Here is a 19,548-nt window from a genome sequence, read left to right as displayed (position 1 = left end):
CATGTCATTTTGGCACACCCTATAAACGTTGATATATCAAGGTTTTTCCGTCTTATTGTCAACAGATTACAATTCAATAATATGTTGTTTTCGCACAAAAGAAAGCGATTACATATAGAAAAACGGAAAATTACCAATCTAAAACGAAGGTTTATGATGATCTAAATTTACATTAGGTTTACCTCTTTTTGGTTGTAAGCGATTTTATGATGTTAAATTAAATGACGTTAATTACGGAAATCATAAAAAAAGCACCCTCTACCAGCAAGTAACTTAACATGGCAGAAGATGCTATCCTAGACTACTTCATTTTTATCGTCTTTATTTCATATGGCCGGAAGTTGAGTTCTATGGTTCCCTCGTGATGGCTCAGCACCGTCGTTTCTTTTTCCAGTGCATCGGATTCAAAAACCTCGCTCAACTTGCCGGGCCAGGTAAGGCTTGCCTGCTCACATCCTCCAGCAGATTCATACAATCTGACAATCCAGCCGGTACCGTCTTCTGCCGGTTTGAGTGTGTCCAGGATGACATGCTGACTTTGAAACGGAAGCAACGAGTTAACTGGTGGCAGGATACCGGAAGAAGAATGGAGGGCTGCCTTGCTCACCTGGATATCTGTATTCAGCTCTGCTGCCTTGCGAATGGTCCCAGCCCCTTGCCAGCTCCCTTGATGCGGGTAGAGTGAATAGGTGAAGCGGTGCTCACCCAAATCTGCTGTTATATCCGGCCACTTCGGTGCTCGCAGGAGAGACAAACGAATCGTACTCTCTTGGATGTCATAGCCGTATTTGCAGTCGTTCAGGAGACTGACGCCATATCCATGCTCTGATAGATCCGTGAAGCGATGACCGCACACCTCGAACTGAGCTTGTTCCCAGCTCGTATTGCGGTGAACAGAACGCTCAATTGTGCCATAAGGAATTTCGTAGACCGCCTTGTTCGTTACGACCTGCACAGGGAATGCAACTTTGAGCAGCTTATGCGCTTCATTCCATTCCACATGGGTCTCAAAGTCGATACGCTGATCGTGATGATAGAAAATAATGTCCTGCCGAATTGTTGAATTGCTCAGCTTCCAGATGAACCGGAATACGTCCTTTACCTCTCCTTGACTGAGCAGCTGTCGATGGACAAGGATCGGAGCATCCGCCTTCTGCTGTTCATACCTAGGATCAATATCCCAAGCATCCCAGTATGTAGGCCGGTCGTGGAACAGCTCGAATCGGTTGATTGATTCTCCAGGCATTACAATTTCACGGGAAGCCTCCTTATCCCATAGACTTGTTATCTCTCCATTCGCTCCAAAGGTCACGGAATAATATGTGGTATCCCAGCGATCAGGGAACGCTGCGGCTGGGGATGATTCATGATCCTGGGTACGATCGCTTACCGTTTCGATTTCTTTTAGCCAGATCGTTCGATAACCAAAGGCAGGAATATCTCTCACAAGCACATGCAGACTAAAAACTGCTTGTCCTTGCTCATCCCGCTGTTCATTCCGTTCATATCGTAGAGCCTGCCCTGTCTCATCATAAGGAATTATGTTTGCAGGATTTACCTCGATATCCACAATCGCATCTCTGGCCCATCCAAGGCTGTTATATACGACATAAGGAATTCCATCTCCAACAAGTGAAACGTTCTCTGCGATTTGCTGCAAGCGTTCCGTTAAGACTTCCGAGCCGATGTTAAAGATCTGCTCGTACTCCTTAGAAGAGGTATCATACGTTTCCGTAATTGCGGACCCAGGGATGATATCATGGAACTGATTCAGCAGAATCAGTTTCCACCCTTGCTCCAAATTCGCGGATTCCATATTACCGTGCTTATGCTCTCCACCTGCCAGTTTATTCAGGCTGTGCCATACTTCCGCCTCTCTATACAGAACTTCGGCCTTTCGGTTAGCCCTTTTATTCCTGGCATGTGTCGTATAGGTACCGCGGTGCAGCTCCAGATAGAGATCTCCATGCCATTTGGGAAGCCGGTGCCTTACCTCTTCCGTCGTCTTGAAGAACTCTGAAGCTGTACTGTATCGAACCTCCGGCTGGCCAACCAGCAGCTCACTGCGGTCCATGTATTCCAGCATCTCCCGGGTTACACCGCCTCCGCCGTCTCCATGTCCATACAGCAGCATCTGCTGTGGATGAACAGCGCGCTGCCGATAAGATTGCCAGTGCTCTTGTATATCCTTCGGCGATGTATCTTCATTCAATCCATGATTGAGATAAGAGAGCATCGGTGTACCATCAATACCTACCCATTGAAATAGATCGAAAGGAAATACATTGGTATCATTCCAGTTCAGCTTGGTCGTCATGAAATAACGAATACCGCCATGCTTCAGAATCTGGGGTAAGGAAGCACAATAACCAAAAGTATCAGGGAGCCATTCGATCTCAGAAGTACGTCCGAACTCTTGCTCATAGAACCGCTGTCCATAGAGCATTTGCCGCATCAGCGACTCACCGCACGGAATGTTCAAATCCGGTTCCACCCACATCCCCCCGACCAGCTCCCATCGGCCTTCTTGAATTCGCCGTTTGACTCGGTCATACAGCTCAGGGTCATGCTCCTTCAGAAATTGATACAGGATCGGCTGACTCTGTGCAAATTTGTACCCAGGATACTCATCCATCAATCGATCTACGGTTGAGAAGGTTCGGCTCGTTTTGCGTACCGTTTCCCTTACCGGCCACAACCAGGCAATATCAATGTGTGACTGACCGACCATATGCTCTATTCCTTCCGTACTTCCACCGATCTGCTGTACCTGGGCAGTTAGTTGTTCCTCCAGCTCACATATACGACTACCTTCACGAATGTCGGCCTCACTCATTCCGAGAAATCCATCGAGCGTCCGGAACATCGCTTCATGCAGTCTAACGCTTCGCATATCACTCTCGGCCAGCTGCTGCGCCGTACCTAGCAGTGTCCGAAGTGTATACATTAAGCTCTGTACCGGACGGTTCACCTTCACTAACAGGCTGGTTATACGAGAGATCGGCGCAGGTCTGTTCGCTTGATGGTTTAGCGGGTCAATCGGCTCAGGAATGGGGTCATAGAGCTCAATGGTTAATTCCAGCCTTGAATCCTTCTCGGCATACGCCGGGTCAAGTGTCACATAGGTATGGTTCCGGTCCAAGCCCTGATAAGAAACCCCATTAACTCTGAGCAGTCCTTCCCCGCTCCCGGCGCTAAACACAAGGCCGATCCCTTCCTTTCCCCATGCCTCCGGCCAATCCAATTCTTTTCTGAAGAAATAGGTGATTCCATGCTGGCCGGGAAACTGGGTAAGTGTAGTCCCCTCTGGAAGGGACGTTTCCTCATCATATTCTCCAGGCATGTAATACGTTGTGCTCGTCATTTTCCAATCGTGAATCTCTGTACTCTCCAGCCACTGTCGCTCTGATAGTTCCCGAATCATTCTATGAATTCGCTGCATTTCGCTTAACCCTCCAGTACAGTAAGTTCAGTGCTCAGCGTGTCATCTACATGTCTGCCAATCCTGATGTGAAAAAGCCCAGGCTCAAGAACCGTCTTGTAATCCGCTCCAACATACTCCAGTTCTTGGCGTCCAACGGTAAACGTGATGCGTCTCTCCTCACCCGGCTCCAGCTCGACCTTGCTGAATCCCTTCAGCTCAAGTGCCGGTCTTGTATAAAGACTTGCTGCATCGGAAATATACAGCTGAACGACTTCTGCCCCTCGGCAATCTCCTGTATTCTTTACCATCACTTCGGCTTCGACCGTGTCATCCAAATGCATTTCAGAGGCAGACAAACGGAGATCATTATATGTAAAAGAGGTGTAGCTGAGTCCGTATCCAAATGGATACATCGGCTTGCTGTCCTCCTCCAAGTATCTTCTGCCGCGCGAGCGCTTGCCAAGGTAATGTACGGGCAGCTGACCGACGTGCTTCGGAATCGAAATTGTCAGCCGGCCTGACGGATTAACATCACCAAACAGCACATCGGCTACTGCATGTCCTCCCTCCTGTCCGGGGTACCAGGCTTCGAGAATGGCATCCGCATGGGCATCCAGCCAGGGCTCTGTTATCGGCCGGCCATTAATATATACAACGATCAGCTTCTTGCCAAGCTTATGAATTTCCTGAGCCAGCTGCAGCTGTACACCTGATAAGGTCAAGGTCATCCGGTCAATTCCTTCTCCACAGTCCATGTCATTCCATGCATCTGTGACGACAGAAGCACCGGTTCGAAGATCAATCGTCCCTTCCCCAAAATCCCGCGCACTTGAGCCGCCCAGTACAAGCACGACCGTATCGGCCTGGGCTGCACAGTGAAGAGCAGCCTCAAAGCCTTCATGGCTATCCCCCTGAATTCGGCAGCCAGGCGCATACAAGACTCGCTCGGGATTCTCAGCGAGCTTGGCCTTGATCCCGTTCAGCACTGTGGTCACAGCACCATCCGGCTGAGGAGACGTATAATCGCCCAACTGGTTATAGCCTTGATCCGCATTGGGACCGATAACTGCAATTACAGCGTCCGTCCCCGATAACGGAAGGGCGCGATCTTTATTTTTGAGCATAACGATCCCTTCCGCTGCCACTTGTCTTGCCAGCTGTTTATGCGATGACCTGCCAATGACTTCTCCAGCCCTCTTGGGATCAACATAGGGCTGATCGAACAGACCAAGCCTGAATTTCAGCGTCAGCACCCGCCCTACCGCCTGATCCAGTACCTCTATGTCCAACCTGCCTGTCTCTACGGCTTCTCCCAGATACTTAGCAAACATCTCGCCGGACATTTCCATATCAATACCGGCTGTGATTGCTTGGACTGCTGCAGACAGACCATTCTCCGCGGTATCATGGCCCCAGGCCAGCATATTTATTGCACCGCAGTCGGTGATGACCATACCGTCGAAGCCCCACTCCTTACGGAGGATGTCCTTAAGCAGTACTTGATTTGACGTGCAGGGCGTACCATCAATTTCATTGTAAGCTGGCATAATCGAAGCGGCTCCCGCTTCAACTGCCCGGCGAAATGGATACAGATCCACCTCTCGCAGCTCGCGCATTCCCATATGAACAGGACCCGCATTTCTTCCGCCTTCCGAGCTGCCGTATCCAGCAAAATGCTTCAGCGTTGCAGCAACAGATGTCTGTTGATCGAGTGAATTGCCTTGTAGTCCTTTAACCGAGGCAACTGCAAACTCACCAATCAGATAAGGGTCCTCACCGAAGCATTCTTCTGTTCTTCCCCATCTCGGGTCACGCACCACATCAAGCACAGGCGAATACGTCACCGCCCCACCCTGACTTCTCGTCTCCAGGGCAACAGCACGGCACATTTCGCTGTACAGCTCCGTATTCCACGTGCTGCCAATTAACAAGGGCACAGGAAATACGGTTGCACCGATGGCCATATGACCATGCGAGCATTCCTCTCCGAACAAGATCGGAATTCCGAGCCGCGAGTGCTGGATTGCATAACGCTGAATTTCATTCACAGCTTCTGCCCCTTGCTCGGGTGACAAACCGTTCTCTATCGTCACCTCTGTCCATGGGTCTGCCCTGAGAACACCATAGAGCGAGCCAATGCCGCCTTTTTGCACCTGTTTCCGAAATTCCTCTGTTAAAGTAATTCGACCCTCAACGTTTTCGTATACTTTCCAGCCGAATGGCTGCACCAGCTGACCGATCTTCTCTTCTGTTGTCATTTGCTTCAGCAGATCCTCCGTTCGTTCCGCCACCGAGCTTGCTGCATCTTTATAGATCATCTTGAAAGCTCATCTCCTCTTTGTCTGTCGAATCAGTACTCACATCAAGAGTATTCTCTGCAAAGAGTGACCCTTGAGTCTACCCTTGCGAACACCATATCAGCTTTGATAAGACTGTAGAAGATCAGAGCAAAAATAACATATGAGCCGAAAATAACACACTTGCACGCGTATTTTGCATATATCCCAACAAATAACTCATGTAATACCGAAGAATGCAGCATCCTCACAAAAAAAAAGCCCGGCTCTTCAGCCGGACTGTTCTTTATTGATTTTACTTCAAGTGCTTGCAAGCTACTTCACACCATTGTACACAAACGCCTTGATGATCGAACGCTGTGCGAAGAAGAAGACGACGAGGATCGGCAGAACAAGAATAAGATTGGCTGCCATGAGAATATTCCAAGTAGCGACTCCCTCGGTCTGACGAATCTTCGCAATCCCGAGCGGCAGGGTTCTTGCCGTTTCATTCGTCGTCATGACAAGCGGCCAGAAATAGTCATTCCAATGACTGATAAAGCTGAACAGAGCAATGGTGATTAGTGCTGGGCGCGCCATCGGAATCATCAGCTTCCACATAATCTTCCACTCTTTGGCCTTGTCCAGCCTGGCCGCTTCGATCAGCTCTTCGGGAACCTGCTTAAAGGACTGCCGGAGCAGGAAGATGCCAAAAGCACTGGAGGCAAAAGGCAGAATCAGGCCCAGATGGGTATTCAGCATGTTCCAGGAGCTGAGCTGCAAATATACGGGCAGAAAGATCAGCTGGGATGGAATCATCAAGGTAACCATAACAAGTCCGAACAAAATTCCAGATCCCTTGAACTGAAATCTCGCAAAAGCATAGGCAGCAGGGATAATCGTCAGCATTTGCAGGATCAAGATCCCGACAGCGATCAATACGCTGTTCATAAAATAATGGAGAAACGGACCTGAGTTCCAGGCCTGGCTAAAGTTTTGCCACTGCGGATTATTTGGTATCCAATCCGGAGGAAAGATCATTGTTTCGGGCAGTGTTTTAAGCGATGTTGAGATCATCCACGCAAATGGCAGTGCGAAGATCAGAACCAGGATCAGCAAGCCGATGACGTTGACGATCTTCAGGACGCTGTTCATTGCGCCCAGCCCACTCCAGCTCTGCTGTCTGCCCGTTCCTTGAGCGGTCTCACTCGCTCTAGCTGTAGGATCTATTGCATTCACTTCATTTCCTCTCCTTCCTCATGCTTACCGGTAATGGACCCGTCTTGATAACATACGGAAATAAATGATGGTAAGCAGGCCGACAATGATAAGCAGAATGACACCCGCCGCAGAAGCGTAACCGATCTTGAAGAAGCGGAAGCCATATTCATAGATGTAATAGACAAGTGTATTCGTCGAATTCACCGGACCGCCTTGCGTCATAATCGCAATCGTTTCAAACACCTGGAACGAACCGATCATGCTCATAATCGCCAGGAAAAAAAGCGTCGGCGACAGCATGGGCAGTGTCAGCTTCCAGAAGGTGCGCAGCGGCTTGGATCGATCAAGTGCCGCGGCTTCATAGATGCTTGGCGGAATGCTCTGAAGTCCTGCGATAAAGACAAGTGTATTGAAGCCGATACCTTTCCAAACGGCCACCAGAATGAGTGACATGAGAGAGGTATCCGGGTGCGACAACCAATCCAGCGGCGCCATTCCAAACAGTCCGATAACCCAGTTGAGCAGCCCGTATTCCGGATCCATCAGCCAGCTCCACAGAAGAGAGATCGATACCAAAGAAATGATATGCGGGCTGAAGATCGCTCCTTGAACAAACCCATAGAACAGCCCCGAGCGGTTAAGCCACAACGCGATCAACAGCGAGAAGCTGAGTGTCAGGGCCACAGTTGCAAAGGTGTAAATTGTCGTATTCAGGAGCACCTGCATAAACTCTGAATCCGACAAAAGGTCTGAAAAATTTTGCAAGCCTACATAATTCTTCGTTGGACTGACAAAATTCCAATCAAAAAAACTAAGATAGATCATATAAAAGATCGGATAAATAAAGAACACACCAAAGATCACTAGGGATGGAGATATCATTCCATAAGGTCTAAGCTTCTCCCATAAACGAGACGTCATGCTACAGCCCTCCACCGATCGAGATCAATTCAGGAGCATTCGGTTTACTTCCTTCATGCCCTTGCCTGATTTCATACTGCTTCAGTCTTTGACCTTCGGTATTAAAATAGTACAGGCGCTCATACGGAACTGTGATGCTGACTATGTTATCCGGAACAAGCGGCTCTAGAAAGGTCTTGATCGAGAACATCCCGAATGGAGATTGAATCTGATAGATATTCTCTGCACCGAGACTTTCCCGGGTCATAACCTCTCCATCCAGGCGAAGACCTTCTGATGAATCCTGTGGATTCAAGAGGGCATGCTCCGGACGGAAGCCAAAGCTGGCTATATCCTGTGATTTCCCTTGCGTCGAATGAAGCTTAAACCCCTTGTACGGAAGCACGTTCATGGCTGGAGTTCCAATGAACTGGGCTGCAAACACATTCGCCGGATCGTTGTACAGCGTCATAGGTGATGCTGCCTGCTGAATGACCCCTTTGTTCATGATGACGATCTCATCCCCCATAGACATGGCTTCCACCTGGTCGTGAGTGACATATACAAAGGTAGTGCCGAGCCGTTTGTGCAGCTGAATCAGCTCTGTCCGCATCTGGTGGCGCAGCTTCGCGTCGAGGTTAGAGAGCGGCTCATCCAGTATAAACACCTGCGGCTTCTTGACCATGGCACGTGCTAACGCTACCCGCTGTCTCTGCCCGCCGGACAGCATCTCCGGCTTCTTTTTCATGTAATCACTGAGACCTACGATCTCAGCGATGTCCTTGATAAGCTTCTCCCGTTCCTTCTTCGGCACCTTCCGGTTAACGAGTCCAAACTCAATATTGTCGTACACGTTCATTGTCGGGTACAAGGCATAATTCTGAAATACCATAGCCACATCACGATTGCCTGGAGCAACTCCGTTGACACACATATCATCGATCCAGATCTCTCCCTTTGTCTGCTCATCAAGACCTGCAATCATACGCAGGGTCGTTGATTTACCGCAGCCCGAGGGTCCGACGAGGACGGTGAAGGAACCGTCCCGAATCGTCAAATCCAAATCCTTGATAACCTCTTCTTCTTTGAAAAATTTGCTGATTCCCTTCAGCTCGATTCTGCCCATTTAGAGCCACCTCCCGTTTATTTGCTGAGCAGCGCGTTTGCTTTCTCAGCCGCTTCATCAAGTGCCTGCTGAGGCGTCACATTGGCATCAAGAATCGTTTTTTCAATCGCGCTCTTCATGATTTGTGCAACTTCCGGATAAGCAGTCTCCATTGGACGAGGTCTTGCATATTCGAGCTGGTCCACAGCTACCTTATATTGCGGATATTCTTTGTACAGGGACTGCATTTCTTCTGTTTCCAGAGCAGACAGACGAGTTGGCAGGTATCCTACATGCTCACTTTGATAAATTGTACTCTCTGTCGTTGTCATAAATTTGATGAACTCCCATGCTGCAGCCTGCTCTTCCTCCGTGAGCTTGGACGTCATCACGAGCTGACAGCCACCTGTCGGAACACCATAGGATTTATTGGCGGGCATAAAGGCAGTATCGAACTCAAAATTATTACCTTCCGAAATATCAATTGCACCTGCTACACCTGCGGTAGAACCGAATTTGAACGCCGAAGTCTGATTAGCCCAGTCCTTGTCTGCCGTCGCTCCTGCCTCATCCCCAACCGGGATTTTGATCAAGCCTTCGCTTGCAAGCTTCTTCCAGAATTCCACCGGTTCTACACCTTCTGGAGAATTAAACAGTACGGATTTGCCGTCTTCAGTTAGGATTTGTCCACCGGATTGGGCAACAAGTCCTTCATAGAACCAAATATCAACCGGCATGGTCATCAGCGAGATTCCTTTTTCCTTGAGCGTACGTCCGTACTCCTCAAATTCTTGCCAGTTCTTTGGTCCGGCAGGATCAAGGCCCGCTTCTTCAAGCACAGTTACATTCATATACATGATCGGTGTACTGCGCATGAAGGGCAGTCCGTACAGCTTATCGTCTACATATGCATTTCCCATAAGACCCGGGTTAAAATCATCCATTTGCACTTCCTCAGCATCCTGCTCCGCCAAAGGACCGAGCTCTTGAATCATCCCATATCTGGCAAATGTAGCGGTCGAGGCAATTTCCAAGTCGGACACCGCAGGTGCATCCCCTGCTGCAAATGCAGCCTGAACCTTGGCATGCAGATCGTCATAATTTCCTTGGTATTCGGCGATAACCTCGATCTCATCCTGGGATTCATTGAAGCGTTTGACCAGCTCCTGCTTCGCCTCTTCTATCTTATCTCCGAAGGCGTACCAGTATTTAATCTGAATCTTCTCTCCTGTCCCTTCACTTTCACTTGCCGAGCCTGCCCCCGCATTCGTCACTGAGCTTCCTCCGGATTCACCGCCGCAGGCGGACAGCATAACCGCCATCCCCAGCATAAGTGATAAGAAACCGCGTCTTTTATTACTTTTCATTTTCTATTTCCTCCTAATAGTTTTAAGCCGCTCTTAGACATGACAAAAGAAACCTGAACGAAACCATCCAAGGCTCTATACAAGGCCTCTTTGGTCTGTTCAGGTTTCTCCATCACTCCAACCCACTGGCTATTTACTTGTCTATTTATAAGTGGATGCTTGACTCTTTGTCTTTTCATCCTGCACTTAGCTTATCTCTTCTTTGTTAACAGCATTAGTTGTAATTGTTAAACATGAGTTAAGTTAAAGACTTCCTTCCACATGGAGCTGCTCGACGAGGAAACGGCGGTTGCCCCATACTTGAGGCATTCCTTGGCATGTCTGCGCTCGGTAAGCAGTCCTCCTGAGATAATGGGCAGCTCCGTCATTGACCTCACTTTACCGAGCACTTCGGGAATACGAGCCGGCATGATCTCAATGACATCGGGCTGTGCCTGATCCAGCGACTGGGCAATGTTATCAAGCCCTTCCGAATCGATGAGGAAAAAGCGCTGAATCGTCATCAGGCCAAGCTTCTGTGCCTTCTTGACAACCTGAATCTTCGTCGTGATGATTCCATCCGGTTTAATCGCATTGGCGAGGTAATCCAGCCCCGGCTGATCATAGGACAAGCCCCCGATCTTCTCAACATGAACGAACACCGGAATTTCGTGCTTGCGAAACAGATCTACATAGCCCTTAATGACCCCGATGCTTCCTGTCAGCAGGAAGACACAGCTTAAACGATCTTTATGCTCAAGTGCTGTCTCCAGCTGTCTGACATCTCGAATGGAAGCCACATTTCTATAAGTTTCGAGCCTCTCAAGCAGCGTGCTGACCGAAGCTCTTGTCCTTGTGCTTGTCAGGCTCTTCTTTACAAAAGGCTGCTTGATGGCGCTTGGCTGCTCTTTAGACATGACCTTGACCAGGAGCTGCTGTGTCTGCAGATGCAAATGCAGCCTGTCCACCCGTCAGCATCACACGGCAGCCTCTTTCGAGCTCTGTTCCTCTTGCATTGACGGACGGAGAGAAATGCTTCATATGAAGATGGATTTCCGGGAGCTGCTTAGGAAGCTCAGCATCTTCAATGTCTACTGCCGTGACGTCGATATAGTCCTCTCCCAGTTCCACCATCCGGAATGCATGCTCGTCCAGGCATGCAGACAGCTGAACAAACGTCCAATTATTTTGTTTGGTGATAGAATCAACATGTGTATGTCCATTAAAATATACTGCCGTTCCCTGTTTCTTGCTTAAGATCCGCCACATATCGATCGATGGGTCAATCGAGCCCTTATCCCGGTCTGAGCCTGTTGTCGTCAAATGAATCGGATGGTGAGCGAATACCAGTAACGGCTTCGTTCCTGAGCTGACGATGACATTCTCAAACCAGCTCAGCTGCTCATCATCCATCCAGCCCCCCCAGTTGGTCAGATCCATCTCTCTTGTCGTATCCAGAAACACAAGAATCGCGTTGCCCATCGTGAGTGCTTGATAACGGGCTTGTCCCGTCAAAGTGAGCAAATCCCTCTTGGTCTGGGAATATGTATCATGATTGCCAAGTACGTGGAAGAAGCTTGCGTCATATTGTTCTATAATGTCATATACTTCATTGATCTCTCTCTCTGTACCAAAGTTCGTAAGATCACCCAGCGATATATGCATATCCGCTTCAGCGCTCATGAAATGGTGCAGCATTTTTTTATAAAACGCATCTCTTGCCGTTACCCACGCCTTAGTACTCTCGTCGGCTTCGTGGTAATGCAAATCTCCCAGGATCGCCAGCTTCATGTTCTAACACTCTCCTTATGCGTTTGGTTAGGTCAAGTATAGGAAGAAAATGTTATCTGGAAGTCACATCCAATAGCTGTTTATGTAAAATATTCAGTTCATTAAAAAGACGCCATAACGGCGCCTTTTAGTGTAAGTTATAAATTCAGGCGAAGAGCCTGCTCCAAGTCGATGGACCCGGAATCCCGTCCGCATCACTTCCACTCCAGCCTTGAGCGCGCTGAAACGCTGCGCAGGCATTTCGGTCTGCATCGCTCCATTTAGGGCCAGCCCCGACAACGTAATACTCTTCGTACCCCTTTGCAATCAACCGTTTCCCCATTGCAGTAACGTACTCGTTGTTTGCTCCATTTCCAAAAAAATGTGTCCCCGGAAATGCGGAAACATTCGGATTGCTTCCTACAATTTCAAATAACCGCTGCCACGTAGTGGGGCCTGGATAGCCATCCGCGTCACTGCCGCTCCACCCCTGGGCTTGTTGAAATTCCTGACAATTTAATCTGTCGGCTTCACCCCAAGTAGGTCCCGGGCCTACAGTATAATGCCTTCCATATCCTGCTTTCACTAACTGAACACCGAGCTGTGTCACATATGCATTTGAAGCTCCTGCCCTGAAGTAGGATGTGCCGGGGAATGCAGGCGGCCAGCTTATAGTTCCGGCTCCACCTGCATATGCAGCTGTAAGAAGGGACCAGGTTGACGGGCCAGGGTAGCCGTCTGCATCACTTCCACTCCAGCCTTGTGCCCGTTGAAAAGCTGCACATGCATTACGATCTGCTTCTGTAAAACGCGGACCTGCTCCGACTTGATAGTAGCTTCCATAGCCTGCATGAATCAACATTTTACCTAGCAGCGTAACGTAATTATTGTTCGCTCCAAGGTAGAAATATCGGCTGCCGGGGAAGGCAACAGAACCTGCCCCACCGCTGTTCCCATAAGGCGGCATCTGTGGCTTAACAGATGCTCCCGAGCCTTCACTTCCTCCATACTCTGTCTCATAATTTTCGTAATAAGGAATAGCAAAGCCTACGATATTTGAATCCGTCATTCTCCGATATCTTCTAAACACACCTTGATAATTCTGACCTTTGGAAGGCAGGTACGTATTGCCTTCTATAGTTACAACAGTCCCGCTGGATGGATCGTACCTCTCCACAATGCCGATGTGAGAGTCTCCACTAAAAAAAATAAGGCAGCCTGTTGCTCTAGCAATTCTCTTCTGATCGTAGCCAATATAATCGATAAACTCCGATTTCCCTAAGTATTCACCAAAAGCTTCATGAAACCAGCGATGTTCCCTTACTGATGCACTTCTTGCAAACAACGGACGCCCACCATCAAAATTCATGTTACCTGAATTCGTAGCGCACCAACTAACAAAAATTGCACACCAGGCAACATTATTCATTCCGAACCAAACACCATATTTATTATTGTTATTAGCTCCTTCTAGTGTACCCACTTGTGAAATGGCAGTGTTCACCATATTCATTCTTAAAGACATTCTAACCCCTCCTCATTTGTTATGCTTACAGTTCATAAATTGCATCAATATCCATTAACACGACATTAGGGTCTTGGGGAAGCTCTTCTTCCAAATCCGATATCACATCTCCCCATTCAGCTGGATCAAGAGGAAGCACAACCTCCTCATTTGCACTTTGTTCTACCGACTGCTTATTTGCTTCACTCATCGCAATAGCTCCTTTCTTCTCAAAATGTACTGCTCATCTATAAAGGAGTTTTTATTTATGAAATTACAACCTGCATTACTTCTAACTCGCTTCGGATATAAAAATAAAACAGGCAAATCATCCAAATAAATGGAGATTTGCCTGTTCGCGTTCCCTAACCTATACTTGCATTACGCTAGTTTCAATCTTGATCGTTGTTCTTAGTCCCATGACATTCATGACGGACTGAATCTTCTCTGTTGTGGCTCCGCTGTATTCATTGCGCTCATCCCTTGATACCTGTGCCTCGGACACACCTAATCTCTTGGCAAGCTCAGCTTGCGATATATTCATAAAGATCCGGTATGCAATTAGATTCTTTCCGAGATCCGTTATGCTCTCCAGCGGACCAAATGATCCCTTCTTGATCATTTCATAGTCATAAATCTCTTCGGCCAGCTCCTCTTTAAAAGACAACAGCGGGCGAAGGGCCAGGTCTGTCTGTTCTTTGCTCATGCCGATGCTCTGATAACGCAGCTTCTCATTAGCGATATAAGCCTTATGATCCTTCATTTTTTCCAAAGCTCTTCGGTAAGCGGTTTCAGTCTTGATCATTTACACTCATTCCTTTACTCCTCATACTTGTGATGCTTTTTTCAGCAGATCATATAAATATGTATTGCTTGATATGCCCAGAATATACGTAAATCGATTAATTTCTAATACCATTTCTTACTTTATCAAGAGTTTATAGCTTCACATCCAGCTTCGTATATCTTAACATTTTTGTTAATAATTATATGGCAGAATAAACAAGTGGTCAATAATGATCGGATTGAAAAAAGCCTGTCCCCGCTTAGGGACAAGCTCTCACGTTATGTATGGTGATTGCTGCTTACGATCTTCGTCTTAACGAATAAGGTATTTCTTTGAGCAGTACTCCTAGCAGGAGAAAACATAAATAACTAAACATTACGACCATATCCATACTTTTTGCCATCATTTTCTCCTCCAATATGCATTTATCCTTAATTTAACAGCTCGTTTTATTTTTGTATAGTTTATATATCGATTTTTCTCAGCTGCTTTTTAACGCCATGCTGGATTAATTAAAAAAAGAGCAACGACAGCATTCGCTGTATTGCCCTATGAGTTATGAAATTGATGGATTCAACTGAGAAATTTTTTTCAACTTTCAATTTTCTCGCGGTCCTTGCCTTTGTCGGATTCACCTGCATTTTTATTCGCAGCTTCACGATCCTGCTGCATTTCCTCAATGGTCTTCACTTTAAGCCTTGCAGCCCCTTGATAATCCCGGGTTGGAATCAGGTTGCCTGAAGCAAGCCGTTCCTTGGCAGAAGCAATGGCTTCTGTATATTGTGGAAGCCACGTCTCTCCAGCGACCAGCATTTCATCAACCATTTGCCATATTTCCTTCGGATTGCAGACCGCTCCTACGAGCGGGTCCATCATAAACGCTTGGCGGAGCAGCTGATCATCTCCATGAATGGCCGCTTCGACTGCAAGCCGCTGTACGGATATGCTCACATTGCATACCGCTGCCGGTCCAAGTGGGAGATCCCCGACATGCGGCATCGAGATTCCGTTCCGATCTACATAGCCTGGGGCCTCGATAATTGCGTCATTCGGGAGGTTGGAAATAACACCGTTATTAACTCGGTTAAAGTGTCCCCGGTACACTCTGCCTGTCTCCAAACTCTCAATGATATAGGAACCATGCTCCTGTCCACGTTTCTCCGGCACAAATTGGTTCGGCGCCTCCTTCATCCAATTCGGGAAGTCCGTCTCGAACCAGTTTCTGCCCTCCGTACATACACGAAGATATCCGCCGGTTTCACCATTAATCCAGCTGCCCAGATCAATCCATTCCTGGATTTCATCCGGACGCTTGCGGTACCAAGGCACATATTCGCTAAGATGACCATTCGATTCTGTACTGTAATAACCGAACCGGCGCAGCATATCAATTCTCACTTTTTCTGTACGACTGAATTCCGGATGCTTCTCGAACGCTTCAAGCAGACCTGAGGTCAAATCCTTGCCTTCATGGCTTGCTTTGATATACCAGGTCTGGTGGTTGATTCCGGCACAGACGATATCGACTTCCTTCATCTCAAGTCCGTATACCTGAGCGATTTGATGGTGTCCATGCTGCACGCCATGACATAAGCCTACTGTATCTACGCCGCCGTATTTGTTGCAGGCCCAGGTCAGCATCGCCATCGGATTGGAGTAGTTGAGCAGCAGTACATCCTCCGCGCATACCTCGCGGATATCCTTACAAATATTCATCATTTCAGCAATTCCGCGCTGTCCATACATGATGCCGCCTGCACTCAGCGTATCTCCTACGCATTGATCGACACCATATTTCAGCGGAATATCGACATCCGTCGCAAAAGCCTCCAGTCCTCCGACACGAATTGTACAAATGACATATTTCGCGTCCTTCAGCGCTTCACGTCGATCCGTGGTCGCTTTAATCTCGATGGACAGACCATTTTCCCGAATGTCACGTTGACACAGCTCTGTTACCATATCCAGATTATGTTGACTAATATCTGTAAACGAAATTTCAATATCGCTAAACTCCGGTACGGTCAGCAAGTCACGTAATAGTCCCCGAGTAAATCCAATACTTCCAGCACCGATAAATGCCACTTTAAAAGACATCTGCTTCTCATCACCCTTCAATATTGAGATCTTTGATACTTACCTCGCCATTGTAGCAATATCTATTCAGGAAGCGTTACCAATATCGTGACTTTTTCATCTGCTGAATGTATAAAATCCTCACCTGTGAACACAAAAAAGAAGAGATCACAAGACCTCTTCTTCTCTAGTCCCAGGACTTTCTTTCACCAAGCTCCCGATATTTAACGGGCGTTAAGCCTGTATGCTTCTTAAACAAGGTGTGAAAATATTGACGACTGCTAATGCCTACATAATCCGGAATATCCTGAACCGGGATTTCAGTTTGGGACAGCAGCATCTTCGCCTTATCCATCCGAACTTTGGTCAAATATTCGGTTAGTGTTTGATCTGTATGTTTCTTAAAAATTCGGTGCAAATAGCCCGGATGCAGATTAACAAATCCAGCTACATCCTTAACTTGAAGCCGCTGGTCAACATTTTGATGCATGTATTGGATACTCTTGGTAATGTATCCATCCGCAAGCGGCTCACTGCCTTCAGCAGCAATCCTCAGCCTTGCGATCCGCACCAGCAGCTGGCTAAATAGAAGCTCAATCATGAAGCTGGTGTTTACAGTATCCTGCCGGTCCAGTTCCAGCACGAGACTCTTCAGCACATAATAGACTTCTTCCGGGTCAGATAACACAAGATGTCTGAACGGACGTGCCAGAAACACAGCGACCTCCTGCTCCTCCCTTGCTATATGTCCAAGAGAGAATGGCCCCGAATACGGCTGGAAACCGAATTCTACATTCAGCATTCGGCAGGGAGCCGCCTGCTCCACAATTAATCGATGAGGAACTCCCTCATCGAGAACAATAAATTCACCTCTACGCAGAACGATCCTCTCAGTGCTGCCGTCATCGCCCATAACATCAATTGCACCTGTTCCTTGGATCATATACATGATCTCTGTCCAGCGATGCTCATGATATTCCATTTTATAATTCTGCCACTGTTTATAATAATAGGCGTAAAAGCCAGGGCCTGCCTCGGAAGGAGAAAGCTCATGATGAAAAAAGCTGCCTCGCATCACAGTTCCTCCTTAGCCCTTTCGCTGTGCAAAATATTTTTGAATCACAGCTGAAACAGCAGTCATGCTGAGCGGCTTGCTCACATAGTCATCCATTCCAAGCTCCAAATATTTATTACGATCCCCATGAATTGCATGTGCCGTGACGGCGATGATGTATGGCCCCCGATTACCAGGCTTCTCTTGGCGAATCATTCTTGTTGCCATCAGGCCATCCACTACAGGCATCTGGACATCCATAAACACCATATCGTAATCCTGCTCTTTACAAGCCTGGACTGCCTGTTCTCCGTTTGGCACAACCGTTACACGATATCCCAGCCTGTCCATCATCTTAATGAACACCAGCTGATTCACCTCGTTATCCTCAGCCACTAAAATCTTAAGTGGTTCGACAGAAGTTTCATAATCCTGATGTTTCTGATCAGTCCACTGACCCACAGAAGGAGGCTGAAGTCTAAAGTTCGCCGTAAATATGAATTTGGACCCCGGACCATCCGGTCTCGGTTCATACCAAATTTCTCCCTCCATCAGCTCAACCAGCTTCTTACATATCGCAAGCCCAAGACCAGTACCCTCGATCTTCCGAGTCATATAATTATCAACCTGGTAGAAGGGATCAAATAACCTTAGCCTCTTATCTGCGGACACGCCAATTCCCGTATCCTCAACCTCTACCCTTAGCCTCACATGTCTCGCTGTCTGTTCGACTTGTCCAACGCTTACCGATACACTGCCGCTTGGCGTAAATTTAACCGCATTGCTCAGTAAATTCATCAATATTTGTCTTACTTTGGTCCCGTCACCAAATATATACTCAGGTACGTTCGAAGCTATGAATGTGGTGATTTCAATCCCTTTCTCGATGGCCCTAGGCTGATTAATATAGAAAGCCTCGGACAAGGTGGTTCGCATACTAAAGACTTCATGAACCAGCTCAATCTTGCCGGACTCAATCTTGGAGAAATCCAAAATATCGTTAATAATATTCAGCAAGGTGCTGCCGCTCTGTTTAATAATTTCAACATACTGGCGCTGTTCCGATTCAAGCTCGGTTTCAAGCAGCAAATCCGTCATACCGATTACACCGTTCATCGGCGTGCGAATCTCATGACTCATCATCGCCAGGAACTCGCTTTTTGCCTTATTCGTTTTCTCAGCCGTTTCTTTCTCAATTAGAAGCCGCCTTTGCTCGGTGATATCTTTCAGAATCAGATAGAAGCCAACTCTGTTATTGTGAATAATAATTGGAGCAAGGGAGGCAAGGACCTCGACGAGATGACCATCCTTATGCTTGATATGATCAATCTCCTCTTCAATCAGAGAATGATCAAGTTCATCTGATTTCAGATTTTCCAGTACTTTTTCGTCAATCAGCCTGGCAATCCTTGTCCCGATCAATTCCGCAATTTTATAACCCGTCAATGTTTCTGTCATTTGATTGCCATTAATAATGTTGCCATCCAGGCCAAATGAAATGATGGCATCGTGATTATATTTTTTCAGTGAAGTGTATCTTTCCACACTTTCATTCAGCTTTAACTCTGCTATTTTATTTGCAGTAATATCTATAAGATGTGCAATGAAATAGATTGGTTCCGCTGATGTTTCATCAAGCACCAAAGACACATGGACACTGGCCCATACCAAATTTCCGTTTCTGTGCAGATATTCCTTCTCAAATTGAATTGAAGTCGAAACCCTTTCCAGTAACGTTGATGGATGAATCGCTTCGGACAAAATGTAATCTATGGCTGGAAGGGACATGAGCTCCTCCAGCGCATAACCTAGAATGTGGCAGGCAGCCTCATTCGCATGAATCAACTTACCCTGGGTCGATACTAGAGCGATGCCTACCGGTGCATGATTATAAATATGTTTTGCTATGGCTTGCTGATCAAATTGTTGAATATCACTCATTTATCGCCCCTCCTCGTTCAAATATTATACATGAGGTGTCAGCGTAGGAGGAGGTCGATTTTTAGAAAATTGACAAAATTTACGACTTCTAATTTCTGGAATGCAAAATAGCGGCTTCGCTATTCAAGCGAAACCGCCATCCTG

Annotated in this window: 14 protein-coding genes; all 14 read right to left on the bottom strand. The window is 47.3% G+C overall.

Annotated elements, in window-relative coordinates; translation table 11 throughout:
* Nucleotides 1-301: 301 nt before the first annotated feature.
* The 14 genes from BM415_RS00255 to BM415_RS00185 all read right to left on the bottom strand — a co-directional run bounded on the left by BM415_RS00255 (nt 302) and on the right by BM415_RS00185 (nt 19,404).
* A complete protein-coding gene (locus BM415_RS00255) occupies nt 302-3,442 on the bottom strand; it encodes an alpha-mannosidase (protein WP_091153349.1) in 3,141 nt (1,046 codons plus the stop codon).
* A 5-nt stretch (nt 3,443-3,447) separates the two neighbouring features.
* Nucleotides 3,448-5,742: a glycoside hydrolase family 3 N-terminal domain-containing protein gene (locus tag BM415_RS00250; RefSeq protein WP_091153346.1), complete on the bottom strand. Its 2,295-nt coding sequence runs from the start codon at nt 5,740-5,742 to the stop codon at nt 3,448-3,450.
* Between the two features lie 294 nt (nt 5,743-6,036).
* On the bottom strand, nt 6,037-6,855 hold the full coding sequence (locus BM415_RS00240) for a carbohydrate ABC transporter permease (RefSeq protein ID WP_091158938.1): 819 nt from the start codon (nt 6,853-6,855) through the stop codon (nt 6,037-6,039).
* Between the two features lie 108 nt (nt 6,856-6,963).
* The gene (locus BM415_RS00235) at nt 6,964-7,842 is read right to left on the bottom strand and encodes a carbohydrate ABC transporter permease (RefSeq protein WP_052512246.1); all 879 of its coding nucleotides are present in this window, start codon (nt 7,840-7,842) and stop codon (nt 6,964-6,966) included.
* 1 nt (nt 7,843) lies between these two features.
* The gene (locus BM415_RS00230) at nt 7,844-8,947 is read right to left on the bottom strand and encodes an ABC transporter ATP-binding protein (RefSeq protein WP_091153342.1); all 1,104 of its coding nucleotides are present in this window, start codon (nt 8,945-8,947) and stop codon (nt 7,844-7,846) included.
* Between the two features lie 17 nt (nt 8,948-8,964).
* On the bottom strand, nt 8,965-10,293 hold the full coding sequence (locus tag BM415_RS00225) for an ABC transporter substrate-binding protein (RefSeq protein WP_091153340.1): 1,329 nt from the start codon (nt 10,291-10,293) through the stop codon (nt 8,965-8,967).
* Between the two features lie 227 nt (nt 10,294-10,520).
* Nucleotides 10,521-11,225: a glycerol-3-phosphate responsive antiterminator gene (locus tag BM415_RS00215; RefSeq protein ID WP_244533099.1), complete on the bottom strand. Its 705-nt coding sequence runs from the start codon at nt 11,223-11,225 to the stop codon at nt 10,521-10,523.
* Nucleotides 11,182-12,063: a metallophosphoesterase family protein gene (locus BM415_RS00210; protein WP_091153337.1), complete on the bottom strand. Its 882-nt coding sequence runs from the start codon at nt 12,061-12,063 to the stop codon at nt 11,182-11,184. The genes BM415_RS00215 and BM415_RS00210 overlap by 44 nt, the downstream gene beginning before the upstream one ends.
* Nucleotides 12,064-12,208: 145 nt before the next feature.
* The gene (locus BM415_RS25315) at nt 12,209-13,567 is read right to left on the bottom strand and encodes a peptidoglycan-binding protein (RefSeq protein WP_091153335.1); all 1,359 of its coding nucleotides are present in this window, start codon (nt 13,565-13,567) and stop codon (nt 12,209-12,211) included.
* 25 nt (nt 13,568-13,592) lie between these two features.
* Complete coding sequence (locus tag BM415_RS24880) at nt 13,593-13,757, bottom strand: hypothetical protein (protein ID WP_170862320.1); 165 nt, start codon at nt 13,755-13,757, stop codon at nt 13,593-13,595.
* Between the two features lie 159 nt (nt 13,758-13,916).
* Nucleotides 13,917-14,351: a helix-turn-helix domain-containing protein gene (locus BM415_RS00200; protein WP_091153334.1), complete on the bottom strand. Its 435-nt coding sequence runs from the start codon at nt 14,349-14,351 to the stop codon at nt 13,917-13,919.
* A gap of 573 nt (nt 14,352-14,924) precedes the next feature.
* Nucleotides 14,925-16,430 carry an alpha-glucosidase/alpha-galactosidase gene (locus BM415_RS00195; protein ID WP_091153332.1) on the bottom strand — a complete coding sequence of 502 codons (1,506 nt, stop codon included), beginning with the start codon at nt 16,428-16,430 and terminating at the stop codon, nt 14,925-14,927.
* A gap of 166 nt (nt 16,431-16,596) precedes the next feature.
* Nucleotides 16,597-17,484: a helix-turn-helix transcriptional regulator gene (locus tag BM415_RS00190; RefSeq protein ID WP_091153330.1), complete on the bottom strand. Its 888-nt coding sequence runs from the start codon at nt 17,482-17,484 to the stop codon at nt 16,597-16,599.
* A gap of 12 nt (nt 17,485-17,496) precedes the next feature.
* On the bottom strand, nt 17,497-19,404 hold the full coding sequence (locus tag BM415_RS00185; protein ID WP_091153328.1) for a PAS domain S-box protein: 1,908 nt from the start codon (nt 19,402-19,404) through the stop codon (nt 17,497-17,499).
* Nucleotides 19,405-19,548: the final 144 nt, after the last annotated feature.

The sequence above is a fragment of the Paenibacillus sp. 453mf genome (assembly GCF_900116105.1).
Lineage (GTDB): Bacteria > Bacillota > Bacilli > Paenibacillales > Paenibacillaceae > Paenibacillus > Paenibacillus provencensis.
This window is presented reverse-complemented; position numbering and strand designations above follow the sequence as displayed.